This is a genomic window from Celerinatantimonas sediminis, assembly GCF_046054195.1.
Taxonomy (GTDB): Bacteria; Pseudomonadota; Gammaproteobacteria; order Enterobacterales; family Celerinatantimonadaceae; genus Celerinatantimonas.
Window position 1 is genome coordinate 417,618 of sequence record NZ_JBEQCS010000002.1, and the last position, 13,077, is coordinate 430,694.

The 13,077-nt window shown below is 44.7% G+C and carries 9 protein-coding genes; 3 read left to right on the forward strand and 6 right to left on the reverse strand.

The genetic code is table 11. The features are described from left to right. The first annotated feature begins 215 nt into the window (after nt 1-215). A complete protein-coding gene (locus tag ABTQ23_RS04480) occupies nt 216-2,369 on the forward strand; it encodes a TonB-dependent siderophore receptor (protein WP_408614431.1) in 2,154 nt (717 codons plus the stop codon). A gap of 57 nt (nt 2,370-2,426) precedes the next feature. Here the strand turns inward: ABTQ23_RS04480 and xylA are convergent, their stop codons facing one another. The 3 genes from xylA to xylB all read right to left on the reverse strand — a co-directional run bounded on the left by xylA (nt 2,427) and on the right by xylB (nt 6,952). Then, nucleotides 2,427-3,749, reverse strand: a complete 1,323-nt coding sequence (gene xylA, locus ABTQ23_RS04485) for a xylose isomerase (RefSeq protein ID WP_408614432.1) — start codon at nt 3,747-3,749, stop codon at nt 2,427-2,429. 138 nt (nt 3,750-3,887) lie between these two features. Next, nucleotides 3,888-5,303 (reverse strand): sugar porter family MFS transporter, encoded by a 1,416-nt coding sequence (locus ABTQ23_RS04490; protein ID WP_408614433.1) that lies wholly within the window; start codon nt 5,301-5,303, stop codon nt 3,888-3,890. Nucleotides 5,304-5,500: 197 nt separating this feature from the next. Beyond that, nucleotides 5,501-6,952 carry a xylulokinase gene (gene xylB / locus ABTQ23_RS04495; protein ID WP_408614434.1) on the reverse strand — a complete coding sequence of 484 codons (1,452 nt, stop codon included), beginning with the start codon at nt 6,950-6,952 and terminating at the stop codon, nt 5,501-5,503. A gap of 188 nt (nt 6,953-7,140) precedes the next feature. Between xylB and ABTQ23_RS04500 the strand changes: the two genes are divergently transcribed. Continuing rightward, nucleotides 7,141-8,370 (forward strand): XylR family transcriptional regulator, encoded by a 1,230-nt coding sequence (locus ABTQ23_RS04500; protein ID WP_408614435.1) that lies wholly within the window; start codon nt 7,141-7,143, stop codon nt 8,368-8,370. Here the strand turns inward: ABTQ23_RS04500 and ABTQ23_RS04505 are convergent. The 3 genes from ABTQ23_RS04505 to ABTQ23_RS04515 are packed head-to-tail and all read right to left on the reverse strand — an operon-like array spanning nt 8,348 to nt 11,868. Further along, entirely contained in the window at nt 8,348-8,923 is a 576-nt protein-coding gene (locus ABTQ23_RS04505) for a PqiC family protein (RefSeq protein WP_408614436.1), read from the reverse strand. The two genes, ABTQ23_RS04500 and ABTQ23_RS04505, sit on opposite strands and share 23 nt — an antisense overlap. Continuing rightward, complete coding sequence (gene pqiB, locus ABTQ23_RS04510) at nt 8,916-10,583, reverse strand: intermembrane transport protein PqiB (RefSeq protein ID WP_408614437.1); 1,668 nt, start codon at nt 10,581-10,583, stop codon at nt 8,916-8,918. The genes ABTQ23_RS04505 and pqiB overlap by 8 nt, the downstream gene beginning before the upstream one ends. Beyond that, nucleotides 10,576-11,868, reverse strand: coding sequence for a PqiA/YebS family transporter subunit (locus ABTQ23_RS04515; protein ID WP_408614438.1), 1,293 nt, complete (start codon nt 11,866-11,868; stop codon nt 10,576-10,578). Before ABTQ23_RS04515 ends, pqiB begins: the two co-directional genes overlap by 8 nt. Nucleotides 11,869-12,241: 373 nt before the next feature. Between ABTQ23_RS04515 and ABTQ23_RS04520 the strand changes: the two genes are divergently transcribed. After that, nucleotides 12,242-13,027 (forward strand): MipA/OmpV family protein, encoded by a 786-nt coding sequence (locus tag ABTQ23_RS04520; RefSeq protein ID WP_408614439.1) that lies wholly within the window; start codon nt 12,242-12,244, stop codon nt 13,025-13,027. The last annotated feature ends 50 nt before the right edge of the window (nt 13,028-13,077 follow it).

Genomic DNA, 13,077 nt, shown 5'->3' on the forward strand with positions numbered 1-13,077 from the left:
TTATTTAGTAATACCCCTACTTTTTATTATTACCTACCAACAGTTCCTAGTTTAAACGACGTCAAAATTTATCCCATCACTCAAAAAATTAAATGATAATAATTTTCATTTGCATTTTTATTAACATTTATGCAAACTACCTCTTTACATATCTTTACGTTACCAAACACAAGCTAACTTTCTAAACCTCGTAACAAGGACATTGTGAGACGATTATGTTTTATTCATTAAACCGCCTTCGAATGCCATGGATCCACTGCATTTCGCTAGCAACATTATTACCTGTCAGCTCGATATTTGCCGCTGATAACACATCACAAGTAACTCTAAATCAGGTTGAGGTAACAGCGCAGAGCTCAAATCCAATGAGTGAAGGCTCTGATGACTATTCTCTGGCGCGTAGTAACACAGCGACCGGATTGTCGTTATCACCTCGGCATACACCGCAAACGTTAACGACGATTAGCCAAGCACAAATGGATGACTTTCAGCTCACCAGCACCACGGACATGCTTGAGCAAGGTGGTGGCGTTACAGTTTTACGAGTTGAAACAGACCGGAACTATTACATTTCACGGGGCTTTGAAATTAGCAATTTTCAAATTGATGGTGTCGGTATGCCATTTGCCACAGGCGATCAGATGGGGGATATTGACACGGCACTCTATGACCATATTGATGTTATAAAAGGAGCAAATGGCTTAACCTCAAACCCAGGGAATCCATCTGCCACCGTCAATTTTGTACGCAAACGCCCAACTCGCGACCCACACGCTAGTGTTGATTTGCGCTATGGTTCATGGAATACCAAACGAGCAGTAGTTGACGTATCAGGACCATTAACCCAATCGGGGAACTGGCGAGGCCGTTTAATTGGTGCTTTTCAAGATGGCGACTCTTATTTAGACCGCTATTCGCTGCGTAAAAATGCTTATTCCGCCATCATTGCCGGGGATCTCAGCGATGATATTACGCTTACCTTAGGCCATTTAGAACAACACAACCGCCCCATGGGAACCATGTGGGGAGCATTGCCGCTTTATTATACCAATGGGCAAGCAATCGATTGGGATCGCTCAGCGAGTACCGCTACTGATTGGTCTTACTGGAATACCAATGATAAACAATCGTTTGCTGAGCTAAGCTATCAGCTCAATCCCAACTGGGAAAGTTTAACCACGCTCACTTATCGTAAAATGAGTAGTGATGCTAAATTGTTCTATGTCACAGGCCATCCAGACCCTGACACAGGTCTTGGGGTTAACAGTTATCCATCGATTTACAACCATCAAGAGCGCCAATTGATGCTTAGCTCTAAACTAACGGGTACATTTGACTTAGCCGGTTTCACCCATCAAGCCAGTATTGGCATCAACTGGTCGCGAAGCCGCAGTCACTTAGCATCTATTTATGATGACATTGGGATAAGTGTCGGTGACATTCGTGATTTCGATGGTGACTTTCCAGAGCCGGATTGGCAAGACACTACGAGTAACGACGCACATTTTTCTGTTTACCGTCGCAGTTTATTTGCCTCGACCAAGCTAACTCTACCTGCGAATTTCTCACTATTACTCGGTGCAAACTTCTCTAATTTACAAAGTGATGGCGACCAGTACGGCGTAGCTCACCAATATGACCGCAATCATATCTCGCCCTACATTGGCGTCATGTATGACATCAATGATCACCACACCTTGTATGCCAGCTATACCGATATTTTCAATCCTCAATACAAAATTGACGCAAATATGCAGGTGCTTGACCCTATCACTGGCAAAAGCTACGAAATGGGCTGGAAAGGTGCATGGCGAGAGAACAGTTTAAATGCGAGCGTGTCACTATTTAAAACGCAGCAGAATAACACTGCTGAATCAGCCGGGTTCGATCAGAGCATCGGAGCCACGGTGTACCAAGGCGTCGATATTGAAAGTACTGGTTTTGAAGCCACTTTATCCGGCCGCTTGATGCGTGGTTGGCAAGTAAACGCAGCTTATACGCACATGTTCCATTTACAAGATAACGACCATGAAGCCGCTCTGACATATGTTCCGCGCGAAACACTCATGCTCGGCAGCGTCATTGATATCCCTTGGGTCCATGGGCTAAAAACTGGTTTGAATGTGCGTTGGCAAAGTAAAACCTATCGAAATCAAGGAACAACTGATGGCGGAGATACCATTATCTCAACACAAAGCGCTTATGCCGTGACCAACTGGATGGCCAGTTATCAGATTAATAAACAAACCCGTGTGTCCTTGAACGTTAACAATATCTTTGATGAGAAATATCTAACCAGCTTGTACGCCTCCCAAAGCTTTTATGGGGCCCCTCGCAATGCTTCGGTTAATCTTCACTGGAGCTATTAATAGAATAAGCGCCACCGCTCTGGTGGCGCTTGTTACACTCAAAAATTATTAGCTGAATTACTGGTTGTAAATCGTACGATTCACCAGATTTTCCAGATATTCCTGCTGACCCGATGCAGGCTGCGGGTCTAAATTGTTATTTAACGCATAATCAGCCAAATCAGATAAAGAGCAGTTTGAGCTTAAAATTTTCTGCCCCAACTGAGAATTCCACCCGGCATAGCGTTTTTCAACGCACTGGCTTAACTCTTGTTTTTCAAACAATGCAGCAGCTTTTAACAGCGCCAAAGCCATTGTATCCATGCCACCAATATGCCCGTAAAAGAGATCTTCTGGTGCAATGGAAGGCCGACGAACTTTCGCATCAAAGTTCAAACCACCAGTGGTAAAACCACCATTTTTCAGTAGTTCATACATCATTAATGTATTTTCTTCGACACTATTGGGGAATTGATCCGTATCCCAGCCAGATTGTGGGTCGCCGCGGTTGGCATCAATAGACCCCATAATGCCTAGCGCATTGGCAGTTGCAACTTCGTGCTGGAAGGTATGACCTGCTAAAGTGGCATGGTTAGCTTCAATATTCACTTTGATTTCGTTTTCTAAACCAAACTGTTTTAGGAATCCATAAACCGTCGCAACATCATAATCATATTGGTGTTTAGTTGGTTCTTGAGGTTTTGGCTCAATTAAAATTGTACCTTTAAAGCCAATTTTATGTTTGTGCTCAACAACCATCTGCATCAATCGACCAAGCTGCTCGCGTTCTTTTTTAAGGTCAGTATTAAGAAGCGTTTCATACCCTTCTCGTCCGCCCCACAGCACATAGTTTTGCCCACCTAATTCTAAGGTGGCATTCATGGCATTAAAAATTTGCATTGCAGCATAAGCAAAAACTTGTGGATCTGGGTTTGAACCGGCGCCATGCATAAAGCGTCGATGGGTAAAGACATTCGCTGTCCCCCATAATAATTTCACCCCAGTTTGCTGCTGTTTAGCGGCTAGCGTTTCAACCATCTGGTGGAAATTATGGTTAAACTCTTTGATGTTCGCACCTTGAGGCGCCACATCAACATCATGAAAACAATAAAAAGGAGCCCCTAGTTTTTGGAAAAACTCAAATGCGACATCCGCTTTAAGCTGTGCTAATTCCAGTTCATTACCGGGTTGCTGCCAAGGGCGCTCAAATGATGGAGCCCCAAACATATCAGTCCCTGGCCAGGCAAAAGTGTGCCAATAGCAAACTGCAAAACGCAGATGATCGCGCATCGATTTACCTAGGATTTGCCGTTCTGGTTGGTAATAACGAAATGCTAACGGGTTAGAGCTTTCGACGCCCTCATATTTAATCGCTTCGATACCTTTAAAAAAATCACTCATCTGAATTACCTCACAATACTTGGTTGATTCATTTTGAAAAAAAACTGCAATTCTGAGCAATGACGATATTTCATAACTTCATTGCGATATTTCGTCTTCGCGCGCTGGCTCACAAAGTTCACACGAAGAGCTGACTCATCAATGCGCTATTGGATGATGATGCTCAGATGCGCCCTGGGATGGTTGTTCTTTGCGATGCCAAAGTGCTTCAAGCTGTTCAAGTGAACGACCTTTGGTTTCGGGAACAAATCGATAGATGAAGTAAACGGTGACAAACCCTAAAATGCCATACAACCAGAATGGGAAGCCGCCATTAAATTGCTGATAGATCCAGCTTGATTTAGCGTTCATCATTGGGAATGTCTGCGAGACTAAGAAGTTGGCAAGCCACTGCGCTAATACGGCAATCGATAGCGCTTTAGAGCGGACGTTATTAGGAAATATTTCAGCCAGTAAAACCCAAGTAACGGGCCCCAAAGACAATGCAAACGCAGCAATGTAAGCCAAAACGAAAATCAGTAAATAACCACCAATAGCGTTAAGGTAAGCAGCCGTGCCGATGACGATAATACTAACCGACATAATGGCAGCCCCTACCATCATCAGCGGACGACGACCAAATTTATCAACGGTAAGAATTGCCAGCACGGTAAAGCTTAAATTCACAACGCCGACTAAGACCGTCTGCAACAGAGCGATATCAATCGATGAATTACTAAAGCCTTTTAAAATGGTTGGGGCGTAATATAAGAAGACGTTAATCCCCGTCACCTGCTGAAACACACTCAGTAAAATACCGATGATTAAAAGTCCAGTAAGCCCCTGCTCTTTGATACTCACTGATTTATGGTGTAAAGATGCTTTGATGTCATCCCATAATGGTTCAATGCTCAGAGCCGGATTTAACCCTTTTAGAAGCTGTCTTGCTTCGTCGTCACGGCCTTGCATCGCCAGCCAACGCGGGGTTTCTGGAACACTAAACAGCAAGACTAAAAATAATGCAGCAGGAATGGTTTCTGAGCCAAACATATAACGCCAACCAATCTGATTCAGCCAGCTTTCAGGCCCCATCAGCGCAATGCCATAATTGACAAAATAGACCACCAGCATTCCAAAAATAATGGCAAACTGGTTACAAGCAACTAAGCCACCACGTTTTTCAGCGGGTGAAATCTCAGCGATATACATCGGCGAAACCATTGATGCAATCCCAACACCGACGCCGCCGATAATGCGATAAATAATAAAAACTGCATCGCTCCCGGCAATGGCAGACCCCACTGCGGAAATTAAAAATAGTACCGCCGCTATAATCAACGCCCCTCGGCGCCCATAGCGACTACTTAAAACCCCGGCCACGGCAGCTCCGAGCACACAACCAATTAATGCCGAAGCTGCGGCGAATCCCCATTGCGCCGGAGACAGCGAAAAATAGACTTGCAACGCCTGCGTTGCGCCAGAAATCACTGCGGTATCATATCCAAACAACAAACCGCCGAGCGCTACGACAAGAGTCAGTCTGAGCACGTTAATTTGTTTCATATCGTTCTCCATGGACTAATGATCCATTTGATCTTAGTGCGGGCCTGAAGAATAAAAATTACGATAATCCACATGGCTATTACGTGATTTCACAAATGTGACAAAAGGCCAACATTGACTCACATCTGCTTAAAATCAATCGTAATAGACTGAAAAATAAAAATAAAAAAGGGCTGCAAGAGCAGCCCAAAGGGTCATAGAAAGACGATTTAAAACAATTCTTTAACAGCTGGATATAGCGCTTTAAAAGTTTTACGACGCTCGTTGAGCTGCTGATGATGACTTAGATTAGGCGTGTATGTCGCTAGCAATTCAGGTTTAGGACAGCACTTGTCAAGCGATGCACCAGCTTTACAGCCGAGCATTGCCAGGCGAGCTGCGCCAAGTGCCGGACCAATATCTCCACCAGCGCGATAGGTCAGCGGCAAGTTCAACACATCAGCGAGTAACTGCCGCCAATAAGCACTTTTAGCCCCTCCACCAATCAAGGTGATTTCATCGCTTTGATAGCCGCTTTCATGCATGGCCTCAATACCATCGGCCATTGCAAAAGAAACACCTTCTAGCACAGCTTGAACCAAAGATAATCGGTCAGTTTGATGCGTCAATCCAAAAAAGACACCCGTTGCATTAGGATTATTGTGTGGCGTGCGCTCGCCACTTAAATAGGGTAAGAAAACCACCTGTTGCGATTCAGGCGAGGATTGCTCAAGCTCACCGAGCATAGTTGCAACATCGCTGTAATGGGTAATTTTTGCCACCCAATCCAAACAAGATGCCGCACTTAAAATCACTGACATTAAATGCCAACGATTGGGCAAGGCGTGACAAAAGCTATGTAAAGCGGCTTCTGGATTGCTATAAACGCCATCAGTGACAGCAAAGTAAACGCCAGATGTTCCAAGCGACAACATCGCCTGGCCAGGTTTGGTAATCCCAACACCTAATGCACCGGCGGCATTATCACCACCACCGGCCACCACGGGCACAGCCTTCATTCCCCAAGCCTTGGCAATCTCTTCACGCAGCGTCCCCGTAACCTCGGGGCCTTCGTAAAGTTTTGGCATCTGCTCACGAGTTAAACCTGTCGCAGCTAACAACGTATCATCCCAATCCCTATTTTTTAGATTGAGCCACATGGTTCCGGCAGCATCAGACATATCACTGGCAAATTGCCCTGTCATTTTATAACGCAGGTAATCTTTGGGCAGTAAAACCTTCGCAACCTGCTTAAAAATTTCCGGTTCATGCTGGCGTACCCACAGTAATTTTGAGGCAGTAAAACCTGGCATCATCAAATTACCGGTACGAATCCGGCTATCAGGAACTTCAGCTTCAAGCTGGCGACATTGCAAGGCACTGCGGCCATCGTTCCATAAAATAGCAGGACGTAGCACATTCCCAGAGCTATCTAATAAAGTCGCACCATGCATTTGTCCAGATAAACCAATGCCATCAACAGCGCCTAGCTCAACCTTATCACTGAGAGCGCGAATAGCCTGATCCGTTGCCTGCCACCACTGATGAGGATCTTGCTCGCTAAATAATGGCTGTGGATTCTGCACACTTAGCGCAGCACTTTGTTGCGCCAGTAACTGGCCATTGTCATCGATAACAATCACTTTTACTGCGGATGTTCCCAAATCAATCCCCAGATACATGGGTTACTCCTTCATATCTATGGTTATTAGTTGATGGTGGACACAGTAACGCGCAATCGCAATTACGATTTTTTTATTCACTATTATCAATTTTAGTTTTTGTGAACTCTGTGTGGAACAGTTCACAGCACTATCACAAAATCTTCCGTACAATCTATTTAAGACATTTTCGAGAACGGAAATATACTGTGAAACCAAGACGTTATATTCGCCTGCTTTTTAATGCCAACAAAACCTATGACCGCCAAGTCATCGAAGGTGTTGGCCGTTACCTAAACACCACACAGTGTAATTGGGATCTTTTTATCGAAGATGATTTTCGCACCCAACAAGCAAGCCTTGGCCAATGGCATGGGGACGGCGTAATTGCTGATTTAGATGATCCAAACATCGAATATAAACTCAATCAGCTGCAATTACCGGTCGTTGGCGTTGGCGGCTCATATAACGATCCGGCGCTTTATCCACAAATTCCCTATGTTGCGACCGACAACTATCAGGTGATGAAACTGGCGTTTGATCATCTAAAATCTTTAGGGCTGACGCATTTTGCTTTTTATGGGTTGCCTCGCGATCCGCGTTATCGTTGGTCAGAACAGCGCGAAATAGCTTTTCGCCAGCTCACTCATAATGAGGGGTTTGCCTGCGATGTTTTTCATGGCCATTTAACCAGCTCAGAAAATTGGCAGCAGGCGCAGCAAAGTCTGTGTGACTGGCTGCAAAGTTTGCCGCAACCGGTAGGCATTATTGCCGTAACCGACTCCCGCGCCAGATACCTTTTACAAGCGTGTGAGCAATTAGGATTTATGGTGCCAGAGCGTATTGCCGTCGTTGGTATTGATAACGAAGAAGTAGCTCGATATCTGACTCGAACTTCACTGAGTTCGATTGAGCAAGGATGTCAGCAGATGGGGTATCAGGCTGCACAAATTCTCGACCAACTGCTCACCGAGCAACTGCCTGCCAACGCAACACCGCGGTTATTAATTCCACCGGTACAAATACATCCACGTCAAAGCAGTGATTTTCATGCGCTGCACGACCCCTATGTGATTCAGGCAATGCATTTTATTCGTCGCCACGCGTGTCAGGGCATAAAAGTAGAGCAGGTTCTTGATTACGTGGGGGTTTCTCGCTCCAATTTAGAAGCTCGCTTTAAAATCGAACGCAACCATTCCATTCACCAAGAGATCCACTACTTTAAATTAGAACAGGCTTGTGAACTGTTGCGAGCAACCGAGTTACCCATTGCCCAGATTTCTCACTATTGTGGCTATCCATCACTGCAATATATGTACGCGGTATTTAAAAAGAACTTTCAGCAAACCCCTAAAGAGTTTAGAGGTCTGCGTAAACAATCAATGGTTCCCAATCTAGAGTCACCTTTTAAACCAATTAAAATGGCGGTTGGGAATTAGCTAATTGCTGGGCAATGTTATCAATCGTTTGCCCCCACAAATCACTTAAAGCCTGGCTCATGGCTAAATAGCCCGATTGGGTCAGTGGCTGTTTTTTAGCAAAGGAGCCGCTTAAAACTGGCTTGCGCTCGCTATCAAGCAATTGCCAATATCCTTTGAGATGCGCAATACCTTGGCTGTCAGCGCTAAAAGTATCGGCATGAATAATCAAGCGATAACCACTATCGACCCATTGAATCTGGGGCAGTCTCTGCTTAAGGCGCAGCTTGCCCAGTCGCTGCATTTGTGAGCTTAAATCTTCAGCCCACAAATGATGACTAGCTTGATAGACTCCACCATCGGCATCAACCATCGTCATCCGTGTGGAATCTAAATAGGCAGGGAGTCGAATCGGCTCAAGCGTTAACGCTAACGGTTGTTTTGCTTTGGCGTAACCATCCACAACGGGCAGTTCCGGCAACAAATATTGATGCATCACAACCTGTTTAGAACTGCTGCAACCCACCAGAGCAAGCAGCATAAAAGCGATGGCCAAACCTATCTTTTTATTCATTGCTAACTCCTGTTTTTACGCCTGCAGGAGGTTGCTTATCTCCCGGTGCCGGATGGTTAAAAATAAGCGAATTTGGCTGGGCTCGTAGTTGGCGCAACAAAGGCTGCAATTCATTTAAAGCCTGTTGTAATGACTGCAAGTTTTTCGCAACCGACTGCCCCACTTCACCCTGACGCTGATAATCAGCTAACGTCTGATTGATCTGAATTAGAGTCTGTTTGAGTTTATCCGGTAACTGTTGTGAATTAGCATCTTTAATCAGTTCATTTAACTGCGCACTTGTCTTATTCATGCTAACAAATGTCTGCTTAGCCTGCTCAATCGTCTGTTGCAGCTGCACGAATGTGGCACCGACAGGGGCACTGGCTAAATGATCGAGCACCATAGCCAATTTATTTTCCATCTGATCAAATTTACCAGCAACGGTTGGAAATGATGGATAACCAGAAAATTGGTGCATCTGGGTCGGCTTAGGATTGGCTACAAAATCAAGATCAATCACTTTAGCGCCAGTTAATAAATTACTGGTTTCTAATGATGCCCGAAGTCCCTGATTAATATGCTTAGCAAGCAGTTCTTTCCAGCTTTTTAACGTCATTTTGCCTTGATCAAAATCGGCATCAATACGCTGCGGTTCAATGCGTGCTAACACTGGAATCGCTGGATGTTTAAGAGCATCGAGTTTTTCAATCGAACTACCATGAAAAGGAACCTGAGTAACCGTTCCAATGCGAATGCCACGAAATTCAACCGGCGCGCCCTCTTCTAATCCGCTGATATTGGAATTAAATAAGAACACGTAACGAATAAATTTATCGTAGCGATGGTTTTCAGCTTGATCGCGCGAGCCATAAAGATGGAACTGAGTAAAATCAGCAACGGCTTCTCCCGCTGAACCTTTAGTTACCCCAAAGCTGATGCCACCAGAGATGAGTGTCTCTAGCGAGTCCATCTTCACTTGTACCCCACGCGCAGAACTTTCCACAGCAAGCCCTGGAGTCAGCCAAAACTGTACCGCACTATTAACCAGTGCATCATATGGCGCTCGAATAAAGACCCGATAAGTGATATCGCCGGTTTTAATATCAAAACCGACTTTCTCGATATAACCCACTTCAAACCCATGAAAATGCACCGGCGTTCCAACATCCATTTTCGACAAGCCAGAGCTTGTTAAACGCAGTCGAATGCCTTTATCTTCAGAGGTTGTTAAGGGCGGTTGCGAGAGCATTTCAAAATGACTTTGAGCGTTATCACCATGGCCCGGTTCCATTTCAATAAACGCACCAGATAATAAAGTTCCAAGGCCACTAATGCCTTCTCGACCAATGCGCGGTTTAATTACCCAAAATTTAGTATCATCACGCAACATCTGTGACGTGCCGCTATTCATCTGCACAGTAATAACAGCATGATTATAATCATCACTTAAATGAATATCGCTCACCTCGCCGACATCCACATTGCGCGCTTTAACTTTGGTTTTACCAGCACTAATGCCCTCAGCATTGGGCGCAATAATTTCGATAGTTGGCCCTTGGCTGGCCCAGTTTTGATACAACATCCACCCAGCAACCACCAGAGCAACCAATGGCACCAGCCAAATCGAATTAAAGTGTAACCGTTTGGTGGTCTGAATTTTTGGTTTCAAATCACTCAAGAACCTGCTCCTCTTTCGCTACTACATTGCGCCACAACAATTTAGGGTCAAATGTTTTGGCCGCAAGCATCGTTAAAACCACAACACTGGCAAATGGAATTACCGCAGGTCCCGGCGTCACATTCATCAACGAGCCAAGTTGCACTAAAGATGCTAGCAATGCAACTACAAACACATCAATCATCGACCAACGGCCCACAAATTCAGTTAATAAATAAAGCTTTTGGCGAGTTTGAACTGAACATGAATCAATATCTCGACACTGCCAGCACAACCATAACAACGATAAAATTTTTGCCGATGGCACAAACACACTGGCGATAAGGATTACCAACGCTACCGGATAAGAGCCCATCTGCCAGAGCAATAAAACACCGCCCATAATGGTTGAATCTTTGGCTTGACCTAAAAAAGTGGTCGTCATAATCGGAAAATAATTCGCCGGGATATACATCAGAGCCGCCGCCAATAACAACGCCAAAGTCTGTGCTAATGGGCTATGACGAGCTTGTTTAAAATGCTGATGGCAACGAGGGCAAACCTGGCAATCTTTCTCTAAACTTAACCCACAAAGATGACAAGATTTAATCGCTAAATCCTGTTCATCAGCACAAATTGCAACATGTTTGCCCTTCACATCAGAGCAATAAGACCAAAGTAGATGGTTATCAAACAATGCTAATAATTTCACAAATAAAACAGCAAAAACACAATAGGCCCAAAAAGAAGAGCCCAGCTCAATATAGGCAAGAGAATGCAACTTAATCAGCGACACTAAAAGAGCGATTAAAAAGACATCTACCATTAACCAAGGCTGCACGACGGTGCACCAGTGAGCAGCCCACTTGGTAAATGGCCACGGCCGTTTAAAGACCCAGCCACTCGATAAATACCCCAGCGAGATTAAAAAACTCAGCGGCAATACAATCAATAACAACAAGCCTATCGTGGCTAGTGCCAAATATTGCTGGTGGAACAAGACCGTGACCAAGTCGGTTAAAGTGATGGTTTGCACCACCCCTTTGGCAGAAAAGCCAATCAAAGGAAAGCTAAGCGACGCCAAAAACATACACAGACAAGCCACGGATAACGCTAACATCCTTTGCGGCCAATACTCATGGTTGCGGGCCAGCGTATGACCACACCGGCCACAGCTTGCCGATTGTTCAGCTTTGAGCTTGGGCAGTGGATTAACCCATCCACAACAAGGGCAGACCACAGAATGCTCACATTCATCACCATGATAGTGTTCATCATTAAGCTGCGGCGTGTGGGGCTGGGCCATGTTTAATTTCCTTGAAATTAAGAACAATCACTAGCGTAACAAGTGGTTATATAACTTTTTACACTATCTTTGAACATAAATTACCATTATTGAGCTATTTATAAAAAACTCTTTAGAACATATAACTATTATTGGTATGCTGTATTAAGGTCTGTTGATCTTTGGTGGTTTAATTTTGTTCAAATCAACGCATATTGAACGCGGCGCTGCCTGCATAGCTTAATGAGTTAGCAAGCAGGACAAAGTTCAGGATGCGTTTAAATGAACCTGCCGCAGATGGCTGTAAAAATAATCACAAAAGGTCAATAGCCCCTCGCAATAATTATAAACTAACGACGCTATAGTGAATAATCAACTGAATATTAGGATGACCATGAAACAGAAAAGACGATTTTTTCGACCTTTAGGGATATCTCTTTTGCTCAGCCTCATTCCTTTATCGAATGCTTTGGCCGCACCAGAAAATGGACTAAAAATCGGTGTGGGGATTATGAGTGCACCGCGCTACTCTGGTGCGGATGATAATCATCTAACCGCAGTGCCCATTGTGAATGCAAAATATAACCAGTTCTTCTTTGATATGCGCCGCGGTCTTGGGATCCATTGGGATTTATCCAACCAGTTTTTCTTTGAGCAGTCAATCGGCTATCGAGCAGGACGCAAAGACAGCGATCAAACCTGGGGAAGCGGTAGTGACGATTTAAAAGGCATGGGAGACATTGACTCCGCTTGGATAACTACCAGCAGAGTAGGCGTTCAATTCAATCCACTCATAACACTAAGCTTTGAAGCAACTACTGCACTTAACCACGATCAAGGAATGAACTATGGTCCAACGCTGGCCGGACGATTGCCTATCGATGATTCTTGGGGCCTAGGCTTAAGCGCACACTGGTTAATGGGCACCGATGACTACACACAAACCTATTATGGGGTTGACTCAGCTCAGAGCGTGCGCAGTGGATTTGCTCGTTACCACAGTGCTGGTGGTGGCTTTGGGCACACAATAAACTTTACGCTGGTCAAACATTTCAGCCCACAGCTCTCGGCGAATATTTTAGTGGGGTACACCCACTTAAGCTCAAAAGTTGCTGACAGTGGCGTGGTTAAAGATGACAACAACCTGACCTCTGGCATATCAGTTGGCTACCAGTTTTAATAAAATAACTACTTAATCATAAACTTAGCCATAACAAAGGCTGACAATAG

Coding starts and splice junctions, on each gene's coding strand:
- xylB (WP_408614434.1), bottom strand. CDS start 6,952: ATGTATCTGGGGATTGATTTGGGAACATCCGCAGTAAAAGTGATTGTT.
- ABTQ23_RS04490 (WP_408614433.1), bottom strand. CDS start 5,303: ATGGAGAACGATATGAAACAAATTAACGTGCTCAGACTGACTCTTGTC.
- ABTQ23_RS04505 (WP_408614436.1), bottom strand. CDS start 8,923: ATGAATAAAAAGATAGGTTTGGCCATCGCTTTTATGCTGCTTGCTCTG.
- ABTQ23_RS04480 (WP_408614431.1), top strand. CDS start 216: ATGTTTTATTCATTAAACCGCCTTCGAATGCCATGGATCCACTGCATT.
- ABTQ23_RS04515 (WP_408614438.1), bottom strand. CDS start 11,868: ATGGCCCAGCCCCACACGCCGCAGCTTAATGATGAACACTATCATGGT.
- ABTQ23_RS04520 (WP_408614439.1), top strand. CDS start 12,242: ATGAAACAGAAAAGACGATTTTTTCGACCTTTAGGGATATCTCTTTTG.
- xylA (WP_408614432.1), bottom strand. CDS start 3,749: ATGAGTGATTTTTTTAAAGGTATCGAAGCGATTAAATATGAGGGCGTC.